Genomic DNA, 21786 nt, shown 5'->3' with positions numbered 1-21786 from the left:
CACAATGAAAAAATACTCGGTCATTATGAAGAACGCTCGGCCACGCCGGCGCTTGAAAGGGCCTATCATCCGTGAATATGCGCGCCGACTCCAGCGCGAAAGTATCGATCTGCGGCATTTAATCGCAGACCGAGCCCTCTAGTACGCCTAATTGAGGTTTTCGACGAGCAGTGCATCGACCCGCTGAAACCCCCTTGGAAGCTTGTTACCCCGCCGACCGCGTTCACCCTTGTAATGCTCAAGATCGTCCGCCTTCAACGAAAGCGTGCGTTTTCCTGCCTGTAGCACAAGCGTGGCGCCTTCCGGCAACACTGCAATATCCGTGACATATTCCTCACGGCTAGCGACCCGTTCGCCGGAAATACCAATAATCTTGTTGCCCTTGCCTTTACCCAGCTGTGGCAGGTCGCTGATCTTGAACACCAGCAACCGGCCTTCGGTGGTGACCGAAGCCAGCCAGTTGTTCTCCCGATCGGCCACCGGGCGAGGGGCAATGACCTTGGCGTTGTTCGGCAAGCTCAACAACGCCTTGCCCGCCTTGTTCTTGGCTTGCAGATCCTCACCCTTGACCACGAATCCGTAACCGGCGTCCGATGCAATTACGTACAGTCCATCATCATCAGGCATCAGCACGCACTCAAAAGTTGCACCCGGTGGTGGCGTTAAACGACCGGTCAGCGGTTCGCCCTGGCCGCGAGCCGATGGCAGGGTATGCGCCGGCACCGAATAACTGCGCCCGGTGGAGTCGACGAACACCGCAAACTGGTTGGAACGCCCGGCTGCCAGGGCCTTGAAGCCATCCCCGGCCTTGTAGGAAAGCCCCGTCGCGTCAATATCATGACCTTTGGCGGAGCGTACCCAACCTTTTTCTGACAGCACGACAGTCACTTTCTCGTTCGGCAGCAGATCGTGCTCGCTCAGCGCCTTGGCTTCGGCACGCTCGACGATTGGCGAGCGACGGTCATCGCCATAGGTCTCGGCATCCTTGAGCAGTTCGGTGCGCACCAGCTTCTTGAGCTTGGCTTCGCTGCCCAGCAGGGCTTGCAGCTTGGCCTGTTCCTTGAGGAGCTCGTCCTGTTCGGCGCGCAGCTTCATCTCTTCCAACCGCGCCAACTGCCGCAGGCGGGTGTCGAGGATGTAGTCGGCCTGGATTTCACTCAGGGCAAAACGGGCGATCAGGCTGGCCTTGGGGTGCTCCTCGGTGCGGATGATGTGGATCACTTCATCCAGGTTGAGGTAGGCAATCAGCAAACCGTCCAACAGATGCAGGCGACGCTCGACCTTATCCAGGCGGAATTGCAGGCGCCGACGCACGGTCTTGACCCGGAACTCCAGCCACTCCACCAGCAGTGCCCGCAGGTTTTTCAACTGCGGCTTGCCGTCCAGGCCGATGATGTTGATGTTGACCCGATAGCTGGACTCCAGGTCAGTGCTGGCGAACAAGTGCTGCATCAACGCGTCATGATCGACTCGGCTGTTGACCGGGATGATCACAATGCGGCACGGGTTTTCGTGGTCGGATTCGTCGCGCAAGTCAGCCACTTGCGGTGCTTTCGACGGTTTTGCCTGCATCATCGCGGCAATTTGTTCCAAGACCTTGGCCCCGGAGACCTGGTGCGGCAACGCGGTGACAATGATGTCGCCGTCTTCGATGTGGTACACGGCGCGCATGCGCACCGAACCGCGACCGGTCTCGTAGATTTTCAGCAGGTCGGCGCGCGGCGTGATGATTTCCGCTTCAGTCGGATAGTCCGGGCCCTGGATGTGCTCGCAGAGTTGCTCCACCGTGGCTTTGGGCTCGTCCAGCAGACGCACGCACGCCGTGGCCACTTCCCGCAGGTTGTGGGGTGGCACGTCGGTGGCCATGCCCACGGCAATGCCGGTGGTGCCATTGAGGAGGATATTCGGTAAACGTGCCGGCAAAACCAGGGGTTCGTCGAGGGTGCCGTCGAAGTTCGGCCCCCAGTCCGCGGTGCCCTGGCCCAGCTCGCTGAGCAGTACCTCGGAATAGCGCGACAACCGCGCCTCGGTGTAACGCATGGCCGCGAAGGACTTGGGATCGTCCGGCGCACCCCAGTTGCCCTGCCCGTCCACCAGCGTGTAGCGATAGCTGAATGGCTGGGCCATCAGCACCATGGCTTCATAGCAAGCCGAGTCGCCGTGGGGGTGGAACTTACCGAGCACGTCACCGACGGTACGCGCCGACTTCTTGTGCTTGGAATCTGCATCCAGCCCCAGCTCACTCATGGCATAGATGATTCGCCGCTGGACCGGTTTCAAGCCGTCGCCGATGTGCGGCAAGGCGCGGTCCATGATCACGTACATGGAGTAATTGAGGTAGGCATTTTCGGTGAAGTCAGCCAGCGATCGGCGCTCTACGCCGTCTAAGCTGTCTGCAAGAATGTCGCTCATGCGGGCCTCATCAGTTCGTTGTCTGGCGCAGCAGCATGGTGCCGTCGCGCTGGGTAAATTCAAGTTTGTTCAGGGCGCTCATGCCCAGCAGCACTTGCGTGCCACCCAGGCCTGGCGCCACCAGGGCGCGGACATCGCGCAATACGATGTCACCCAATTGCAGCCGGTCGATGCGGGTGCGATAGCCCTCGCTCAAACCGTTGGCGGTACTCAACGTCACGCCGAAACCTTTTTCCAGCTTGAGGCGCTCGGCCAACTCCACCGGAATCGCCACGTCGGTGGCACCCGTGTCGAGCATGAAATCCACCGGCTGGCCGTTGATCTGGCCGCTGGCGACGAAATGTCCCTGCCTGTTGCCGACCAACTTCACCTCGATAAACCCTTCGCCTCTTTGCGAATACACCTGGGCATTGGGGTTTTGCTGGCGCTGTTCCCATTGGGCAAAAAACCGCGTTGCCAGGAACAGCGCCGCGCACCAGGCCACGATCATCAACACCCGACCAGCACGCTTGCCCGGCAGTTGCTGACTCATGGCGAGGCGCCCCAGCCACCGTCCGGCGCGGCGAAGCGCCAGATGATCGGCCGCGTTTCGCCGTCGGCGCGGGCACCGTCGTTGTTGTCCAGGCCGATCCAGGCGCCCTCGGCGTCCACGACCAGCGCTTCGGCCAGCCCATAGTCCTGGGAGTAACGCCGACCCTCCTGCAACGCCTCGGCGGCGAACGACCAGCACCGCTCCACTTGGGCGGTCTGCGGATCACGCCGACAGATCTCGAAGGCGTTGCGTTCCAGGGTAAACAGCTTGCCATTGAACAATGACAGATCAGCAAAATCGCGCGAAACCGCCTTGGCCTTGGGAAATTGCGCCGGCTGCATCTCCAGCCCCGCTTCGCTCAGCAGTACGCAATTGCCATCGCAGTCCCACACCGTTTGCTGGCGCTTGACCCGCAAAAGCCCGCGACGCTCACGCTCGGCCGCCAACCACAGTTGGTCACCGGCCGGGTTGACGGCCAAGCCTTCGAACAACGCATTGAAATGCAGCAACATGCCACTGGCGCGGGCCTGGCGGAGCATGGTTGGTGCAATTTTCAACCAGGTCGCCGGCCCCGTCGGCGGTATCTGCAGCACGGCGGCATGGGACTCGCTGACCACATAGCGATTGCCAGCGCTGTCGCAGCTGATGCCTTCGAAATCCAGCTCACCACCGCGCAGGAACGAGGCCGCCCAAGTCCGTGAGCGCAAACCCCATGGCAAACCGTTGTCCGGCACCTCGGGCACCTCGATTTCAACCACTTCGGCTTGCCAGACCGGCGCATCGACGGGTTTGAGGCGGTAGATCCGGTCATCGTCGCGATCGGATACCGTCCACATTTCGTCGCCGCACAGCGCCAGCCCTGACAGATTGCCGCCGCGCATGCCATCGACGGCATGCTCGGACAGCAACTTCAGCTCGGGTGCAGGCCCGGCAACGACACCCCCCGCCCACAGCAACAACGCCAGGGCGAAACCGTTGCGCATCAGGCCAACACCTCGGCCAGGTTCCCTTTGGATTCGAGCCAGGACTTGCGATCGCCGGCGCGCTTCTTCGCCAGCAGCATGTCCATCATCTCCGACGTCGCTTCGAAATCATCCAGGGTCAACTGCACCAGACGGCGGGTGTTCGGATCCATGGTGGTTTCACGCAGTTGCGGCGGGTTCATCTCGCCCAGGCCCTTGAATCGGGTGACCTGTGGCTTGCCGCGTTTCTTCTCGGCGACCAGGCGATCCAGAATGCCGTCGCGCTCGGCTTCGTCCAGGGCGTAATAGATTTCCTTGCCCAGGTCGATGCGGTACAGCGGCGGCATTGCGACGTAAACGTGGCCGGCATCCACCAGCGGACGGAAATGCTGGACGAACAAGGCGCAGAGCAACGTGGCGATGTGCAAACCGTCGGAGTCGGCGTCGGCGAGGATGCAGATCTTGCCATAGCGCAGCTGGCTCATGTCCTCGGCGCCCGGGTCGACACCGATGGCCACGGCGATGTTATGCACTTCCTGGCTGGCCAGCACTTCGCTGCCGTCCACTTCCCAGGTGTTGAGGATCTTGCCCCGCAACGGCAGGATCGCCTGGAACTCTTTGTCCCGCGCCTGCTTGGCCGAGCCGCCAGCGGAGTCACCTTCCACCAGGAAGAGCTCCGAACGCATCGGGTCCTGCCCGGCGCAATCGGCGAGCTTGCCCGGCAATGCCGGCCCCTGGGTGATGCGCTTGCGCTCGACCTTCTTGCTGGCCTTGAGGCGGCGGCCGGCGTTATTGATCGCCAGTTCGGCCAGGGCCAAACCGGTTTCCGGGTTGGCGTTGAGCCACAGGCTGAACGCGTCCTTGACCACCCCGGAAACAAACGCCGCCGCTTCGCGGGACGACAGGCGTTCCTTGGTCTGGCCGGAGAATTGCGGTTCCTGCATCTTCATCGACAAGACGAAAGCGATGCGCTCCCAGACGTCTTCCGGCGCCAGCTTCACACCACGGGGCAACAGGTTGCGGAACTCGCAGAACTCGCGCATGGCATCGAGCAGGCCCTGGCGCAAGCCGTTGACGTGGGTGCCGCCCTGGGCCGTAGGGATCAGGTTGACGTAGCTTTCCTGGACGCTTTCGCCGCCTTCGGGCAGCCACAACAACGCCCAATCCACGGCTTCCTTGTTACCGGCCAGGCTGCCGCAGAACGGCTCGTCGGGCAGGCGTTCGAAACCGCTGACCGCGTCCACCAGGTACGAGCGCAAACCGTCTTCGTAATGCCACTCGACTTTCTCGCCAGTGGCCTTGTCCTCGAAACTGACCAGCAGCCCCGGGCACAACACGGCCTTGGCCTTGAGCACGTGCTTGAGGCGGCTGACGGAAAACTTCGGTGAATCGAAATACTTCGGGTCCGGAGCGAAATACACGCTGGTCCCGGTGTTGCGCTTGCCGACGGTGCCGACCACTTCCAGCTCGGTGGCCTTGTAGCCATCGGCGAAGGTCATCTGGTATTCGTTGCCGTCACGCTTGACCCGCACCCGCACCTGGGTCGACAAGGCATTGACCACGGAAATACCCACCCCGTGCAGACCGCCGGAGAACTGGTAGTTCTTGTTGGAAAACTTGCCGCCGGCGTGGAGCTTGGTGAGGATCAGCTCGACGCCCGACACCCCTTCTTCAGGGTGAATGTCCACCGGCATGCCGCGGCCGTCATCGCTGACTTCCAGCGAATGGTCAGCGTGCAGGATGACCTGCACCGACTTCGCATGCCCGGCCAAGGCTTCGTCGACACTGTTGTCGATGACTTCCTGGGCGAGGTGGTTCGGCCGACTGGTGTCGGTGTACATGCCGGGGCGCTTGCGCACCGGGTCGAGGCCCGAGAGGACTTCGATGGCGTCTGCGTTATAAGAGCTAGCGCTGGGAGTGGCCATGGGGTCTCGTCGTCAGTGTTCAATGAAAAAGGGGCGATGGGCTCACAGCGACGTGAAGTCGATCGCCTGGTACAAATCGGCGCCAATGCCGGCAAAACTCAACAGCGCCGGCAACTGCTGGGCAAACCCTTGGAAACTGTGGTCGCCGCCGGCCTGGATGCGCAAGGCACAGGCGCCGTAATACTGTTGGGCGTGGCGATAATCCAGCGTTTCGTCACCGGTTTGCAACCATACCTGATACCGTTGCGGATCCCGGGGCGCCGGCACTTCCAACTCGGCCAGGGCCGTGACGTGGTCGTGGGTCAACTCCCAGGCTTCGTCGGTGTACAAATTCTTCTGCGTGCCCAGGTAGCCGTCGAACATCCGATGCGGGCTGACGGCAGGGTTGACCAGCAGGGCCTTGAGGCCGTGGCGCTCGGCCAAGTGAGTCGCATAGTAGCCGCCGAGCGAGCTGCCGACCAGCAGCGGGCGCCCCAGTTCTGTAATCGCCTGCTCCAGCTGACCGATGGCTTGGCGAGGGTGGTGATGCAAGGCGGGCACCTGCAACTGGTCGCTCAGGCCCAGGCGTGCCATCACTTGGGTCAACTGGCTGGCCTTGGTCGACGCCGGGGCGCTGTTGAAGCCATGGATATAAAGGATCGAACCCGACATTGCCGACTCCCTGGGTGTTGGGCAAAGGCCGGAGTTTACAGGGAGATTGCGGTGGTTGGGGGGATTTGACCGTCTAGTTGCCTCCTATGAATCGTCGATCAATGCACCTGTGGGAGCAAAGCTTGCTCGCGATGGCGGCCTGGTGTCCGACCTGGTACTCCCTGTTGTACTTCGATCAAACTGTGGGAGCGAGCCTGCTCGCGATGGCGGCTTGACTGAGTACATATCCATTGCTGCGGTAACGGCCACTTAGGGTTCCGCCCTGACGGCGGCTCACTTTTGAGAAGCGCAAAAGTAAGCAAAACGCTTTTGCCCCACCACTTGGTGCCTCGCCTAGGCTCGGCATGCCCTCACTCCGGCATTGCTCCGTGGGCCGCCGCGAAGGGCCATCCATGGCCCAGCGCGGCTAACCCGGCATCCATGCCGGGTTGCCCACTCCACAATGCCTGCGTTCGGCCAGCGTGGTTAACGGGGCGCCGAGATCAACGTCCACCACGAGGCGGCCTAGTAGCCGACCTGATTCTCCTGGTCGTACGCCCATCAGATCTGTTTGAGCAGGTCCTGTGGGAGCAAAGCTTGCTCGCGAGACGGCCTGACAGCTGGCCTGGTTCTGCGGTCGTACTCCGATCCCATTGTGGGAGCGGGCTTGCTCGCGAAGACGGCGGCACATTCAGCATTAATGCAAGTAGACCCACCGATATCGCGAGCAAGCTTTGCTCCCACAGGGATCGGCGGTGGGCATTGATCTTGTAAACGACCAAAAAACTGTGTGGGAGCGATCTTGCGGGCTTCTGCGCGCGGTGTGGTCAGGGTTGTGTATTGACGTTGTCCAGCATCCGATTCGCCAATAAAGCGCCCAGCTCGATCAGTTGCTGAATGCCAAGGGCAACATGGCGTCGCGAGCCTTTCAGGTCGAAGGCAAGGTCGCTGACCATGGCATCGGCTGAAGCCAGGGTTTCGCTGAGGTTGGCCAGCAGGCTTTCGGTGTCGACGCCGTCCACGACGGTGAACAGTTGGCCTGAGGGCTTTTTCTTTTTGGCTTGAGGTTTGGGGTCGAGATAGTGGTCGATGGCGCGCTTGGCGGCTTCATCGAATTTTTGGGGATCGGTTTCGGGGGGATTGGGTGTGGCTTTGAACATGATGCAGCTCCTCTAACGTAGTGGAACCGCCATCTCCCGTTTCCAGGCGAGAGGGTGGCAGCTATGCGCGGGCTGGAAAACCGGAGTGAAGGAGCAAAACCCGGCAGACTCGAAAGTCTCCCGCGCACAGCCGCCATAACGCAGAACTGCACACGCAAAAAAGCGATGCAGTATCTCATGTGACGCGCTGTTGCACCCTCACTTATCGGGTTTCCAGGCCCGGCCGCTGAATTTGCAGCGACGGGAAAAGACTAGCGACAGCCCTTCCCACCCGGCAACCGCCAGAGCTCGTCGGAAAAATCTGCTGCAGCCCGGAGGATTGTCCGACCATTCCCACAATCCTGGTCGGCTGTCAGGCCATCATCGCGAGCAGGCTCGCTCCCACATTGGGTCAGTGTGACCTAGGAATTTGCGACCACTGCCGATCCCACAGATATGACGGGTGTACGAGCGAGAGAGTCAGGTCGGCTATAAGGCCGCCTCGCGAGCAAGCTTTGCTCCCACAGACCTGACAGGTGTACGACTAGGAGAGCCAGGTCGGCTTTAAGGCCGCCTCGGCTTGGCTTTTGATCTTGAGGCCCCGTTAACCACGATGGCCGAACGCAGGTATTGCGCAGTGGGCATCCCGGCATGGATGCCGGGATAGCCGCGCTGGGCCATGGATGGCCCTTCGCGGCGGGCCCACGGAGCAATGCCTTCGTTCGGGCATGCCGAGCCTAGGCGAGGCACCGAGTGGTGGGGCAAGCCTTTTTTGCTTACTTTTTTTGGCGTTTGAAAAAAAGTGAGCCGCCGTCAGGGCGGAACCCTAAGCAGCCGTTACCGCAGCAATGGATATGTACTCAATCACGCCGCCTTCGCGAGCAGGCTCGCTCCCACAATTGGATGGGTGTACGACCGCAAGAGCCAGGTCGGCTATCAGGCCGCCTCGCGAGCAAGCTTTGCTCCCACAGACCTGACGGATGTACAACCGGGAGAGACAGGCCGGCTGAAAGGCCGCCTCGTCCTCAGTAACCGTTGGAACCATAGTCCGGGGTAAACGCAAACCCAACCACCCGCTCAACCCCCGTCTCCAACCGCCCATCCGGCAACAACCGCAACCACCGATACCCCGGCGCCTGCGAGCCCACCGCAAAATCCTCACTCCCAGGCTCAAACTGAATACAGGTCGAAGGCGAAGCCAACAAACGAACCCTCTCGCGCATCCGGTCAACCTCCTGATGCACATGCCCCCACAACACCGCCCGCACCTGAGGAAACCGATCCAGCACTGCAAACAACGCCTCCGGATTACGCAACCCAATCGGCTCCATCCACACACACCCAACCGACACCGGATGATGATGCAGGCACACCAGATGATGCCGCTCCGGCGCCTCACTCAAGGCATTGGCCAACAGAATCAACTGCTCCTCGGCCAAAAACCCCGGCACCGATCCGGGCACGGCAGAGTCGAGCATCGTCACGCGCCAGTTGCCAATGTCCACCACCGGATCGAGCAACGTGCTCTTGACCGCCGCCTCAAGCATCACCTGCGGCTCATCATGGTTACCCGGAATCCACCGCGCCGGCGCATCGATTCGCGCAGTCAACTGCCGAAACGCCGCGTAGGACTCCAGCGTACCGTCCTGGGACAGGTCCCCAGTGGCGAGCATCAGATCGATGTCCGGCTGCTGCTTGAGCACCAAATCAACGACCGCCCGCAAACTGTCACGGGTATTCATGCCCAGCAACGAGGCGTCGGCATCGGCGAACAAATGGCTGTCAGACAGTTGGACCAGCAACGCCGCATCGGCGCGGGTCAAGGTGGATACGCTCGGCAAATCGCTCTCTCCCAGGCGCACTCGCGCCATTGGATGAAGCCGCAATTATGCTGGGGAAGATCGAAAGGGGAAACCCGCGAAGCGGAACCGGTTCACAACCAGTGTCCAGTTTTTGAAAGACAACTACCGAACGACTTCGAACTCGTGGCCCAGCGCCAGGCAATGACTCAGCCATTCCCCCAAAAACAGGTTCAACTGGGCCTTTTCGTCCGGCTGGTACATTGACGCATTGGGGTAAGGATAGATGCCGCGAAAGCGTCGTGCATGTTCGGCGCTGACGACTTCGGCCATCCGCGCATCGTGATAGACCTGCACCTCCAGCTGCGGCACCGGCAGCCAGGGCAGGCTGTGCTCCTGGCGCACTTGCAGCGTGGTGGTGTAGGGGCAGGTCTGCAGCACTTCCAGGGCCAGCACGCCCAGCATCTGGTCGCCGTGGGTCACGGCGATGCGCCGTGGCGCCGGATCGTTGCGCATGTCCGGCAACAAGCGCATCAGGCGGGCGTAGTTGGCCTCGCAGGCGGCCTGCAACCCCACCAGATCGACGCGATAGCGATCGCGCAGCTTGTTCAGGACCATAACCCCCTCACTTCCTCGCGGTTCAAGGCCAGCCATTGCAGGGCGATGATGCTCGGTGCATTGCAGATTTGTCCGTCGCGCACAGCTTGCAGGGCATCTTCGAAAGACCAGACCTTGACGCGGATATCTTCCGCCTCTTCCACCAGGCCATGCAGCCCGCCCGCCCCCGTGCTGTCGCAACGCCCCAGGTACAAATGGACGAATTCATCGCTGCCGCCCGGGGATGGAAAATACTTGGTCATCGGCCAGAGCGCAGCGAAGACAAGCCCAGCTTCCTCCTGCGCTTCACGATGAGCAACTTCTTCCGGTTGTTCGTCCTTGTCGATCAGGCCGGCCACCAATTCCACCAGCCAAGGGTTGGCGACCTTGCCCATGGCGCCGACGCGAAACTGCTCGATCAACACCACTTCATCGCGCTGAGGGTCGTAAGGCAACACGCACACCGCGTCATGGCGCACGAACAATTCACGGCTGATTTCGCGGCTCATGCCACCGGCAAACAATTCGTGGCGCAAGTGCACGCGGTCGAGTTTGTAGAAACCCTGGAAGCAGTTCTCGCGCTTGACGATCTCCACGGCGTTCGGTGCGGCGTTGGCGAAATCGGTCATGACAATCCTCGTGTGCAATGGATCAATACGAGGTTCCAACCTCGGCTTCGCGCCATCCTAACGCGCCCGTACCCTTTGATGCAGCCCCTTTCCACTCATCGGGATGGACGGCAGAAGGTGAAAGAACTCTAATGAGCTTAGTGGCGAACTGATTGTCCTGCTGGCAGTCGAAGCGGGTAACTTTTCGCCTTTCCCTGTTCCATGAAGGACGCCCATGTCGCTTTTCAAAACTGCCTCCGTGGCCGCCATTGCCCTGACCCTGGGCGCTTGCCAAAGCCTGTTCCAACCCAATTACCGCGCACCGCTGGAAACCACCCGCGATGCGTCGGAACAACTGCAACCAGGTTGCGCCAGTGCCGACTGCCCGCTGGTGAACATCGATACCCTGCACTTTCCCACCGAGCCTGCCCTGGACGGCATCGTCGAAAAACGCCTGCTGCAAATGACCCGTACCACCCCGGTGGCGCCGACGCTTGCCGCCTATCGCGAGCAGTTCCTGCGCAGTGCCGCCCCCCGCAACAGCAGCTATTTGCAGGCCAAGGTACGTGAGCAACATGACGGCCTGGTGATCATCGAATTGTCCAGCTACCTGGACACCGGCGGCGCCCACGGCACACCGGGTCGCGGCTTCATCAACTATTCGCGCCAGCAACACAAGGTGCTGACGCTGTCGGACATGCTGCTGCCGGGCCAGGAAGAAGCCTTCTGGAAAGCGGCCCAGGTCGCCCACAACAGTTGGCTGATCAGCACCAAGCTGGATCAGGAACCCGAATTCCTGAAACAGTGGTCCTTCCAGAAAACCCCACACGTGGCGCTGACCTATGGTGGGGTGATCCTCAAGTACGAAGTGAGCACCATTGCGCCGTACGCCCTGGGCCACATCGAATTGAAGATCGCTTACCCACGCCTCAATGGCATCCTCAAGCCCGAGCTGTTCCCTGGCCGTAGCTGAAAGCCCGGCCCAGCAACAGTTGCAGCAACCCTGCCAGGATCAGCGACGGCAGGGTTGCGCCGATGTCCGGATAGAAGTTGGCCAGCAAGTGATAAGTGCTCACCCCACCCAACCAGGCCAGCAGGGCCGGCCAGCGCAACGCGGCTGACAGCACCTGGCTGCTGCGTTTGCGCAGGATGAAGTGGTCCACCAGCACCACGCCGAACAGCGGCGCGAACACCGAGCCGATCAGCAACAGGAAGTTCTGGTATTGCGCCAACGGCGCGAAGCAGGCGATCAAGGTGCAGAGTACGCCGATCGCCAAGGCCAGATGCTCGACCTTCAGCCCCGACAACATGCCACTGGAGACCGCCGCCGAGTGAATGTCGGCGAAGGCGTTTTCCGACTCATCCAGCAGAATCAGCAGCAGCGGAATGCCCAACCCGGCGCCAGCCAAGGCCAGTAGCAACGCGTTGACTTCACCGCTCGGCGCGAACGCCAAGGTGTAGGCCACGCCCAGGCTCATCAGCCAGACGTTACCGATGAAGAATCCCACGGCAGTACCGCCGAAGACATTCTTGGCACGTTTGCCGAAGCGCGAGTAGTCGGCGATCAGCGGCAACCACGACAGCGGCATCGCAATGGCGATATCAAACCCCACCGCCAACGGCATCGAGCCGTCGCCCGCTTGGGCCCACAGCGCAACCAGGTCGGCCTTGGCGAACAGGTTCCAGGTCAGCCAGATGCACGCCGCCAGCAGCAGCCAGATGCCCCACTTGCGCAGGACCTTGCGCACGAACGTCAGCGGCCCGCTGACCGCGAGCAAAGTCGCCAGGGCGCCGAAGAACAGCGTCCACAGCAACGGATTCGCCCCCAGGCTGCCTTCGCTGAAGGCCCGGGCACCGAGCAGGCTGGCGGCATCACGCATGACGATGATTTCGAACGAGCCCCAACCGATCAGCTGCAGCAGGTTCAACACCGCCGGCACGCTCGCGCCCTTGGCGCCGAGGCTGAGCTTGAGGGCCGCCATGGCCGACAGGCCGGTGTCGCTGCCGATCACGCCGACGGCCGCCAGCAGCAGCACGCCCACCAGCGTGCCGAGGAAAATCGCCAGCAACGAGCCACTCAAGCCCAGGCCCGGCGCAAGCAAGGCGCCGACCTGCAAGACCATCAGGCCGATGCCCAGGGAAAACCACAGGGAAAACAGATCGCGGGCGCCGAAGACGCGTTTGTCCAGGGGCACGGCGGTGTCTGGGGAGTATGTGCTGGGTTGGATGTTCACAGAGATATCTCAGGGGAGATTATTGTTTTGGGTCGCTGATGTGGCGAGGGAGCTTGCTCCCGCTGGCCTGCGTAGCAGGCCCAAAACCAGTCACCGCGTTCTGGTAGCCAGAATGGTGGTGCCTGGTTTTGCGGCTGCTTCGCAGCCGAGCGGGAGCAAGCTCCCTCGCCACGGGGTGAGCGCCGCTTAAACTTTCTTGTAAAGCTGACTACCTTCCTTCTTGAACCGCTCAGCCTGCTCCGCCAAGCCTTGGGCAACGTCCACGTCCACCGCTTCAATGCGTTGGTTGGCGGCGTATTCGCGCACTTCCTGGGTGATTTTCATCGAGCAGAATTTCGGCCCGCACATCGAGCAGAAATGCGCCACCTTGGCCGAGTCCTTCGGCAGGGTTTCGTCGTGATACGAGCGGGCGGTGTCCGGGTCCAGGCCGAGGTTGAACTGGTCTTCCCAACGGAACTCGAAGCGCGCCTTGCTCAAGGCGTTGTCGCGGATCTGCGCGCCTGGGTGGCCCTTGGCAAGGTCGGCTGCGTGGGCGGCGATCTTGTAGGTGATGATCCCAGTCTTGACGTCATCCTTGTTCGGCAAGCCGAGGTGTTCCTTCGGCGTGACGTAGCAGAGCATGGCGCAACCGAACCAGCCGATCATCGCCGCACCGATACCGGAGGTGATGTGGTCGTAGCCCGGCGCAATGTCGGTAGTCAACGGGCCGAGGGTGTAGAACGGCGCCTCGTCGCAGCATTCGAGCTGCTTGTCCATGTTCTCTTTGATCAATTGCATCGGCACGTGGCCGGGGCCTTCGATCATGCATTGCACGTCGTGCTTCCAGGCGATCTTGGTCAGTTCGCCGAGGGTTTCCAGCTCACCGAACTGCGCTTCGTCGTTGGCATCGGCAATCGAGCCCGGACGCAGGCCATCGCCCAGCGAGAAGCTGACGTCGTAGGCCTTCATGATTTCGCAGATGTCTTCGAAGTGGGTGTAGAGGAAGTTCTCTTTGTGGTGCGCCAGGCACCACTTGGCCATGATCGAACCGCCACGGCTGACGATACCGGTGACGCGCTTGGCGGTCATCGGCACATAGCGCAGCAACACGCCGGCGTGGATGGTGAAGTAGTCGACGCCCTGCTCGGCCTGTTCGATCAGCGTGTCGCGGAACAGCTCCCAGGTCAGGTCTTCGGCCGCGCCGCCGACTTTTTCCAGGGCTTGGTAGATTGGCACAGTGCCGATCGGTACCGGCGAGTTGCGGATGATCCACTCGCGGGTTTCATGGATGTGCTTGCCGGTGGACAGGTCCATGACCGTGTCCGAACCCCAGCGGATGCCCCAGGTCAGCTTCGCCACTTCTTCTTCGATGGACGAACCCAGCGCACTGTTGCCGATGTTGCCGTTGATCTTCACCAGGAAGTTACGGCCGATGATCATCGGTTCCAGTTCGGTGTGGTTGATGTTGGCCGGGATGATCGCGCGACCACGGGCGATTTCGTCACGCACGAATTCGGGGGTGATGACTTTCGGCACACTGGCGCCGAAGCTGTGGCCGGCGTGTTGCTGGTCAAGCAAGCCGGCGGCGCGGGCCACCTCCAGCTTCATGTTTTCACGGATGGCGACGTATTCCATCTCGGCGGTGATGATGCCTTTGCGCGCGTAGTGCATCTGGCTGACGTTGGCACCCGGCTTGGCGCGACGCGGGTTATTCACGTGGGCAAAGCGCAGCTTGGTCAGCTCGGGGTCGGCCAGGCGTTCCTGGCCGAAGTTGGAGCTCAGGCCCGCCAGGCGCTCGGTGTCGCCACGGGCTTCGATCCACGAAGAGCGCACGTCGGCCAGGCCTTTGCGCACGTCGATGGTCACGTTCGGGTCGGTGTAGGGGCCCGAGGTGTCATACACCACGACCGGCGCGTTGATTTCGCCGCCGAAGTCGGTGGGGGTCACGTCAAGGCTGATTTCGCGCATGGGTACGCGGATATCCGGGCGGCTGCCCTGGACATAGATTTTTTGCGAGCGGGTAAAGGGCTGAACCGATTGCTCATCGACCTTGGCCGAATCACTGAGGTTGGTCGCGTTTTTTGATTTTGTCGTCATCACGGGCTCTCCAGACACACATCCAGGCAGTGGATTTTTGTCGGAGCGAACCTGTAACGAATGGACGCGTCCCTGCACGAAAGTGCGGACGCTGTGCTTGCTGCTCGAGCATGTTCGAAAATCGAAAGTCGATGGTCGAACAACATCCCGGACGAAGCACAAGAGGACTCGCCGGGTGACGAGAAATCTTGTTCCCTACGCAGGCGCTAACCTGATCAGGTTCAACGGGATCCGAAATTATTCGATCTCAGCCTCATAGCAAGGCACCCCGACAAGAACCCGGCCAGTCTAGACACAACTACGAGAGAACGCCATCGCCAGGGCAAAAGGCGTGATGAATGGCGCATATACAGGATTGTTGCCATGCGCGGGCGCAACTACACTCGCTACGCCGCGCCTCTTGTGCGCAATCATTTGAGAAGTAGGGATCACCTCATGCTGCGCAAACTCTCACTGGCCCTTGCGGTGTCTTGTGCGTCCAATGGAATGGCCTGGGCTGCCGAAGCGCCCCTGACCACCAAAACCGATCTGGTGAGCGTGTATCAGGAAGCGGTGGATAACAACGCCGACCTGGCCGCTGCCCGTGCCCAGTACGGCGCCCAGAAGGAAGTAGTGCCCCAGGCGCGTGCCGGGTTGTTGCCGAACCTCTCGGCCGGTGCCGACCTGAACAACACCCGTACCGAGCTCGACCAGCCGGCGATGACCGCCAACCGCAGCTCCACGGTCTACCAGGCCACGCTGTCCCAACCGATTTTCCGCGCCGATCGCTGGTTTCAGTTACAGGCTGCAAAGTCCGTCGACGAACAAGCATCGCTGCAACTGTCGGCCACCGAACAGAACATGATCCTGCAAAGCGCCGAGAGCTATTTCAATGTGCTGCGCAGCCAGGACAACCTGGCCTCGACCAAGGCCGAGGAAGCGGCGTTCAAGCGTCAGCTCGACCAGTCCAACGAGCGCTTTGACGTGGGCCTGTCGGACAAGACCGATGTGCTGCAATCCCAGGCCAGCTACGACACCGCCCGGGCCAACCGGATCCTCGCCCAGCGTCAGGTCGACGATGCCTTCGAAGCCTTGATCACCCTGACCAATCGCCAGTACAACTCGCTCCAGGGCATCGTCCACACCTTGCCGATCCTGCCGCCGGCGCCGAACGACGCCAAGGCCTGGGTTGATACGGCGGCCAAGCAGAACCTCAATTTACTGGCCAGCAACTACGCGGTGACTGCCGCCGAGGATACGCTGCGTCAGCGCAAGGCCGGACATGCGCCCACCCTCGATGCGATAGCCCAGTACAAAAAAGGCGATAACGATGGCCTCGGTTTCACCAACCCGAGCCTTACCGGCCAGCGCTACGGCGGCGATGCCGAGCAACGCACCATTGGCCTGCAACTGAGTATCCCGCTCTACAGCGGCGGGCTGACCAGTTCCCAGGTGCGCGAGTCCTACTCGCAACTCACCCAGACCGAACAGCAACGCGAAGCCCTGCGCCGGCAGGTGGTGGAAAACACCCGCAACCTGCACCGTGCAGTGAACACCGACGTGGAGCAGGTCCAGGCCCGGCGCCAGTCGATCATCTCCAACCAGAGCGCGGTGGAAGCCACGGAGATCGGCTACCAGGTGGGCACCCGCAACATCGTCGACGTGCTCGATGCCCAGCGCCAGCTGTACACCTCGGTGCGCAACTACAACAACGCCCGCTACGACTACATCCTCGACAACCTGCGCCTCAAGCAGGCGGCCGGGACGTTGAGCCCGGCGGACTTGCAGGACCTGTCGCGCTACCTCAAGCCCGACTACAACCCGGACCAGGACTTCCTGCCGCCGGACCTGGCCCAGGCGGCAGCGGCGCAATTGCGCTCGCGGCCGGCGCAGTAGGAGCTGTGTAGGAGCTGTGTAGGAGCTGTGTAGGAGCTGTCGAGTGCAACGAGGCTGCGATCTTTTCCCAGACACTTGAATCCCAAGCAAAAGATCAAAAGATCAAAAGATCGCAGCCTTCGGCAGCTCCTACGCGCCAGGCCAGCGATTAGCGTCCGGCGAGCAACCGCCCCAACCCGTCCAGCAAGCGCTGCAACGCACCTTGGTTGCGGCGCATCACCGCAAGCCCCGCCTCGGCCATACGCTGGGCATCGCGGGGCAGTTCGAACAGGCGCTGGACCGCCAGGGCCAGGCCTTGGGCATCGTCCACTTCCGCCAATGCACCGGCAGCGCGCAGTTGCGCGGCGATTTCAAGAAAGTTGAACAGGTGCGGCCCGCTGAGCACCGGTTTCGCCAGCGCCGCCGGCTCGAGCAGGTTGTGCCCGCCGTTGGGCACCAGGCTGCCACCGACAAACGCGCTGTCGGCCAACGCGTAGAGAAACAGCAATTCACCCATGGTGTCACCGAGCAACACCGAAGCCTGCGCGGTCACGGGCTGCCCGCTGGAGCGCCGCACCGTGGCCAACCCTTCGCTTTCACACAGTAGGTGCACTGCGTCGAAGCGCTCGGGATGACGCGGCACCAGGATCAGCAACGCATCGGGATAACTGTCGAGCAGCCGACGGTGAGCGGCCAGCACCACTTCGTCCTCACCTTCATGGGTACTGGCGGCGATCCATACCGGGCGCTCGGTTGCCTGCCACTGGCGGCGCAAGGCGCTGGCGTCTTCGAGCAGTTGCGGGTCGATGGTCAGGTCGAACTTGATCGAACCGGTGACCTCGACGGTTTCCGCCCGCGCGCCCAACTGACGAAAACGCTCGGCTTCGGCTTCGGTCTGCACAGCAAACAGACTCATCTCGGCGAGCATCGGCCGGGTGAGTTTGGGAAAGCGTGCATAACCCCGCGCCGAACGCTCCGATAGCCGCGCGTTGGCCAGGGCCACGGGAATGCCGCGCTTGGCGCATTGGTGAATGTGGTTGGGCCACAGCTCGGTTTCCATGATCACCGCCAGGGACGGCCGGACCCGGTCGAGAAAACGCTTGGCGGCGCAAGGCAAGTCGTAAGGCAAATAGCAATGCTGGATGCGCGGTTCGTGGGCGAACAACGCCCGGATCCGCTCCGAACCGGTGGGCGTCATGCACGTGACGGTAATCGGCAGCTGTGGATAACGTTGCAGCAGGGCGCGGACCATCGGCGCGGCGGCAATGCTCTCGCCCACCGACACCGCGTGGACCCAGATGCCCCCCGGCACCATGACCGGCAGCCCCCAGGAGAATCGCTCGCCAATGCGCCGGGCGTAAGCCGGCGCCTTGCGGGCCCGCAACCACAGCCGAATCGCTACCAGTGGCAGCCCCAGGTAAAACAACGCGCTATAGAGAGTTCTGTTCATGGCGGCGGAGTTTATCGGTTTTTCAGCCGATCGCCTGCAACTGCACGGCAAAACGTTCCGCCAGCCAACGGGCGGCCGGGCCCAGGGGTTCATCGCGGCGCCAGACCAGTTCCACCACCAGGGCCGGCGGAGTCCATTCGCTGCTGAGTTCGACCATGTCACCCAGGTACGCCGGGTATTGCACCACATGCCGAGGCAGCCAGGCCCAGCCCAGGCCACTCCTCAGCCACTCGGCCAACACATAGAAACTGTCGGCCCGCCAGACCTGCGGGCTGGCCTGCTCACTGCCGGGGTAGACGCTGGACTGGGTCGCCATCAACAACTGGCGGTGCCGGGCCATTTCCCGGCAGGTCACATAATCATGGTTCGCCAGCGGATGGCCCCTGCCGCATACCGTGACCATCTCTACGCTGCCCAGCACCCGGCGCTCCAGCGCCTCGGGGATCTGGTCGTGATAGAACAGCAAGCCGAGGTCGGCACGCCGCTCCACCAGTTTGCGCGCCACATCGCCTTGGGCGGCGCTGGCCAGTTGCACTTCAAGGGTGGGGAATCGTTCGGCCAAAGCCGCCAGGCTGTCGATGACCGGCTGATAGGGCATGGCTTCGTCCTGGGCCAGGCGCAGCGACGCCTCCTGCCCGCGCATCAGGGCCAGCGCCCGGCCATTGAGGCGCTCGCACTGGCGCAGCACTTCCCGGGCCTCTTCGAGCAGGGCTTCGCCAGCGTCGGTGAGCCGGGGCTGACGGCCGCTGCTGCGCTCGAACAGGCTCACGCCCAAATCCGCCTCCAGCGAGGCAATCGCGCTGCTGATGGCCGATTGGGCCTTGCGCTGGTCCCGCGCCACGGCCGAAAACGAACGTTTCTCGGCGACCCCGACAAACAGCTGCAATTGCTCCAGGTTCCACTGAACATTCATGGCCCGACCTATCTCTTTATCAGATAGGTAATGACTTTACCGCATCTGAGCGATCTCTAGAATGGCCCCATCGAAAGACGCCACCGTCGAAGAGGAACCGCCTATGAACGCCTACTACTACTTGGCCATCGCCATCTGCGCCGAAGTGATCGCCACCGTTTCGATGAAAGCGATCAAAGGCTTGAGCACCCCTCTGCCTTTGCTGCTGGTCATCGTCGGCTACGGCACCGCGTTCTGGATGCTGACGCTGGTGGTGCGCACCGTACCGGTGGGCGTGGCCTATGCGGTCTGGGCCGGGCTGGGGATCGTCATGGTCAGCGTGGCGGCGTTGTTCATCTATGGGCAGAAACTGGACGTGCCGGCGATGCTGGGGATGGGGTTGATTGTGTTGGGGGTGGTGGTGATCCAGCTGTTTTCCAAGACGGCGGGGCACTGAAAACACTGCCATTGGAACACATCGATATTGAGCTGGAACGCACTTGTGGCGAGGGAGCTTGCTCCCGCTGGGTTGCGCAGCAGCCCCATTTTCATGGGCGCTTCGCACCCAAGCGGGAGCAAGCTCCCTCGCCACAAAAGCCTTCTAGCCAGCTGCCGACGTCGATCGCCAGCAAAATCCCTCTGCATCGAGTCTGTATACTGCGCCCTCGTCTTGAACACTGAGGTCGCTCATGCCATCCGTTATTTCCACCGACATTCTGATTGTCGGCGCAGGCGTCGCCGGTCTCTGGCTGAATGCACGCCTGCGTCGCCAGGGTTTTTCGACCGTGCTGGTGGAAAGCGCCAGCCTCGGCGGCGGGCAGAGTGTCAAATCCCAGGGCATCATCCATGGCGGCGCCAAGTACGCGTTGCACGGCGCCCTGACCGGCGCCTCGGAAGCCATCGCCGACATGCCGCGCCGCTGGCGCGAAGCCCTGAAAGGTGAAGGCGAGCTGGACCTGTCCGGCGTGCGCATGCTGTCCGATGCCCATTACCTCTGGTCCCCAGGCACCCTGGCCGGCAACCTCACCAGTTTCTTTGCCAGCAAGGCCGTGCGCGGGCGGGTCGACCAGGTCAAGGGCGACCAATTGCCGCCGGCCCTGCAAGATAAGCGCTTCAAGGGCAAGGTCTATCGCCTGTCCGAGCTGGTGGTGGACGTGCCCAGCGTGATCGCGCGCCTGGCGGAACTGGCCGGCGACAGCTTGCTGGCCGGGCAGCACATCGAACCGCTGCGCGAAGGTGGCGAGCTGATCGGACTCAAGGTCGATGGCCGCGAGATTCGCGCCCAACGCATTGTCCTCAGCGCCGGAGGCGGCACCGCCGACCTGCTCAGCGCCTTGGGCCTGGACCAGCCGGCCATGCAGCGCCGGCCACTGCACATGGTCCTGGTCAAGGGCCCCAGCCTCAAGCCGCTCTACGCCCATTGCCTGGGCGGCGGACCGAAGCCGCGCGTCACCGTGACCACTCATCCGGCGGCCGATGGCCAATGGGTCTGGTACGTGGGGGGCGATCTGGCCGAAGGTGATGGCGTGACCCGCGAGCCTGCCGCGCAAATCGCCGCCGCCCAGAAAGAACTCGGCCAATTGTTGCCTTGGGTTGACCTGAGCACCGCGCAATGGGCCACGCTGCGGGTGGATCGCGCCGAACCGTTGCAGTCGGGCCTGACCCGCCCGGACAACGCCTTCCTCGCCGAGCAGGATCGCCTGCTGGTGGGCTGGCCGACCAAACTGGCCCTGGCCCCGGACTTCGCCGATCGGGTGGTCAATGCCCTGCAACGCGATGGCATCCAGCCAAGCCACCCAGCTCCACTGCCAGACCTGCCGAAGCCGCCGATGGGCGTCCCTGCCTGGGAGCAACTGCTGCCATGAGCCAACCGACCCTGCATGACCTCTATCGCCCCCTGGGCCATGACGGCCCGCGGGTTTCTCCCCTGGGCCTGGGCACCGTCAAGCTCGGTCGCGACCAGGGCGTCAAATACCCCAACGGCTTTCGGATCCCCGATGACGACGAAGCGCGCATGTTGCTCAAACTGGCGCGCGACCTGGGCATCAACCTGATCGACACCGCGCCGGCCTATGGCCGCAGTGAAGAGCGCCTCGGCCCGCTGCTGCGCGGCCAACGCCAGGACTGGGTGATTGTCAGCAAGGTCGGCGAAGAATTCAGCGACGGTCAGTCGCGCCACGACTTCAGTGCCGCCCACACCCGATTCTCGGTGGAACGCAGCCTCAAGCGCTTGGAAACCGACTATATCGACCTGGTCCTGGTACATTCCGATGGCAACGACCTGGCGACCCTCAACGACAGCGAGGTCTACCCAACCCTGGCGGCGCTCAAGCGCGAGGGCAAGATCGGCGGCTTCGGTTTTTCCGGCAAGACCGTCGAGGGTGGCTTGAAAGCCTTGGAGCAAGGCGATTGTGCGATGGTCACCTACAATCTGAACGAACGAAACGAAAAGGCCGTCATTGACTACGCCAGCGAACACGGCAAAGCGATCCTGGTGAAGAAGGCCCTGGCCAGCGGTCACGTCTGCCTGAGCCCCGGGGTAGACCCGGTTCGCGCCAGCTTTGAACTGTTGTTTGAGCATCCTGGGGTCGCCAGTGCTATTGTCGGCACCATCAATCCGCTGCACCTCGCCCATAACGTCGCGACCGTAGCCAAGGTCCTGCGTAAAAACTGACG

General features: G+C 62.2%; 18 protein-coding genes and 1 riboswitch. Of the genes, 5 read left to right on the top strand and 13 right to left on the bottom strand.

From position 1 onward, the window contains the following. Positions 1-147 precede the first annotated feature (147 nt). The 9 genes from parC to AC09SL_RS17735 form a co-directional block, all read right to left on the bottom strand. Positions 148-2412: a DNA topoisomerase IV subunit A gene (parC, locus tag AC09SL_RS17775; RefSeq protein WP_058546509.1), complete on the bottom strand. Its 2265-nt coding sequence runs from the start codon at positions 2410-2412 to the stop codon at positions 148-150. 10 nt (positions 2413-2422) lie between these two features. After that, complete coding sequence (locus tag AC09SL_RS17770; RefSeq protein WP_058546508.1) at positions 2423-2944, bottom strand: retropepsin-like aspartic protease family protein; 522 nt, start codon at positions 2942-2944, stop codon at positions 2423-2425. Next, complete coding sequence (locus AC09SL_RS17765; RefSeq protein WP_058546507.1) at positions 2941-3927, bottom strand: esterase-like activity of phytase family protein; 987 nt, start codon at positions 3925-3927, stop codon at positions 2941-2943. Before AC09SL_RS17765 ends, AC09SL_RS17770 begins: the two co-directional genes overlap by 4 nt. Next, complete coding sequence (gene parE, locus AC09SL_RS17760) at positions 3927-5831, bottom strand: DNA topoisomerase IV subunit B (RefSeq protein ID WP_058546506.1); 1905 nt, start codon at positions 5829-5831, stop codon at positions 3927-3929. Before parE ends, AC09SL_RS17765 begins: the two co-directional genes overlap by 1 nt. Positions 5832-5873: 42 nt before the next feature. Continuing rightward, the gene (locus tag AC09SL_RS17755) at positions 5874-6482 is read right to left on the bottom strand and encodes a YqiA/YcfP family alpha/beta fold hydrolase (RefSeq protein WP_058546505.1); all 609 of its coding nucleotides are present in this window, start codon (positions 6480-6482) and stop codon (positions 5874-5876) included. Positions 6483-7288: 806 nt separating this feature from the next. After that, the gene (locus AC09SL_RS17750) at positions 7289-7621 is read right to left on the bottom strand and encodes a DUF6124 family protein (RefSeq protein WP_064107014.1); all 333 of its coding nucleotides are present in this window, start codon (positions 7619-7621) and stop codon (positions 7289-7291) included. Between the two features lie 1004 nt (positions 7622-8625). Continuing rightward, complete coding sequence (cpdA, locus tag AC09SL_RS17745; protein ID WP_058546577.1) at positions 8626-9441, bottom strand: 3',5'-cyclic-AMP phosphodiesterase; 816 nt, start codon at positions 9439-9441, stop codon at positions 8626-8628. A gap of 123 nt (positions 9442-9564) precedes the next feature. After that, positions 9565-10017 carry a DUF1249 domain-containing protein gene (locus AC09SL_RS17740; protein WP_058546504.1) on the bottom strand — a complete coding sequence of 151 codons (453 nt, stop codon included), beginning with the start codon at positions 10015-10017 and terminating at the stop codon, positions 9565-9567. Next, positions 10008-10625, bottom strand: coding sequence for an NUDIX domain-containing protein (locus tag AC09SL_RS17735; protein ID WP_058546503.1), 618 nt, complete (start codon positions 10623-10625; stop codon positions 10008-10010). The genes AC09SL_RS17740 and AC09SL_RS17735 overlap by 10 nt, the downstream gene beginning before the upstream one ends. A gap of 214 nt (positions 10626-10839) precedes the next feature. Here AC09SL_RS17735 and AC09SL_RS17730 point away from each other — a divergent pair, with 214 nt between their 5' ends. Next, positions 10840-11577, top strand: a complete 738-nt coding sequence (locus tag AC09SL_RS17730) for a DUF3298 domain-containing protein (RefSeq protein WP_058546502.1) — start codon at positions 10840-10842, stop codon at positions 11575-11577. Here the strand turns inward: AC09SL_RS17730 and cytX are convergent. Then, positions 11546-12838: a putative hydroxymethylpyrimidine transporter CytX gene (cytX, locus tag AC09SL_RS17725; RefSeq protein WP_064107013.1), complete on the bottom strand. Its 1293-nt coding sequence runs from the start codon at positions 12836-12838 to the stop codon at positions 11546-11548. The genes AC09SL_RS17730 and cytX overlap by 32 nt on opposite strands. 186 nt (positions 12839-13024) lie before the next feature. Beyond that, complete coding sequence (gene thiC / locus AC09SL_RS17720; protein WP_058543055.1) at positions 13025-14914, bottom strand: phosphomethylpyrimidine synthase ThiC; 1890 nt, start codon at positions 14912-14914, stop codon at positions 13025-13027. Between the two features lie 175 nt (positions 14915-15089). Next, positions 15090-15195, bottom strand: a riboswitch (TPP riboswitch). Positions 15196-15349: 154 nt separating this feature from the next. Between thiC and AC09SL_RS17715 the strand changes: the two genes are divergently transcribed. Then, the gene (locus AC09SL_RS17715) at positions 15350-16789 is read left to right on the top strand and encodes a TolC family outer membrane protein (RefSeq protein ID WP_058543054.1); all 1440 of its coding nucleotides are present in this window, start codon (positions 15350-15352) and stop codon (positions 16787-16789) included. Between the two features lie 148 nt (positions 16790-16937). Here AC09SL_RS17715 and waaA read toward each other — a convergent pair whose 3' ends face one another. Beyond that, positions 16938-18218 (bottom strand): lipid IV(A) 3-deoxy-D-manno-octulosonic acid transferase, encoded by a 1281-nt coding sequence (gene waaA, locus AC09SL_RS17710; RefSeq protein ID WP_058543053.1) that lies wholly within the window; start codon positions 18216-18218, stop codon positions 16938-16940. A 22-nt stretch (positions 18219-18240) separates the two neighbouring features. Then, the gene (locus AC09SL_RS17705) at positions 18241-19131 is read right to left on the bottom strand and encodes a LysR family transcriptional regulator (protein ID WP_058543052.1); all 891 of its coding nucleotides are present in this window, start codon (positions 19129-19131) and stop codon (positions 18241-18243) included. Positions 19132-19234: 103 nt separating this feature from the next. On the opposite strand from AC09SL_RS17705, the gene AC09SL_RS17700 reads away from it, so the two are divergent. From AC09SL_RS17700 to AC09SL_RS17690, 3 genes are all read left to right on the top strand, one after another. Beyond that, on the top strand, positions 19235-19567 hold the full coding sequence (locus AC09SL_RS17700; protein WP_058543051.1) for a DMT family transporter: 333 nt from the start codon (positions 19235-19237) through the stop codon (positions 19565-19567). Positions 19568-19799: 232 nt separating this feature from the next. Continuing rightward, entirely contained in the window at positions 19800-20975 is a 1176-nt protein-coding gene (locus AC09SL_RS17695; RefSeq protein ID WP_058543050.1) for an NAD(P)/FAD-dependent oxidoreductase, read from the top strand. Continuing rightward, the gene (locus AC09SL_RS17690; RefSeq protein ID WP_058543049.1) at positions 20972-21784 is read left to right on the top strand and encodes an aldo/keto reductase; all 813 of its coding nucleotides are present in this window, start codon (positions 20972-20974) and stop codon (positions 21782-21784) included. Before AC09SL_RS17695 ends, AC09SL_RS17690 begins: the two co-directional genes overlap by 4 nt. Positions 21785-21786 lie beyond the last annotated feature (2 nt).

Source organism: Pseudomonas sp. PF05 (assembly GCF_056521845.1).
Note: the sequence above shows the minus strand (reverse complement) of the source record. Positions and strands in the feature narration are given on the sequence as shown.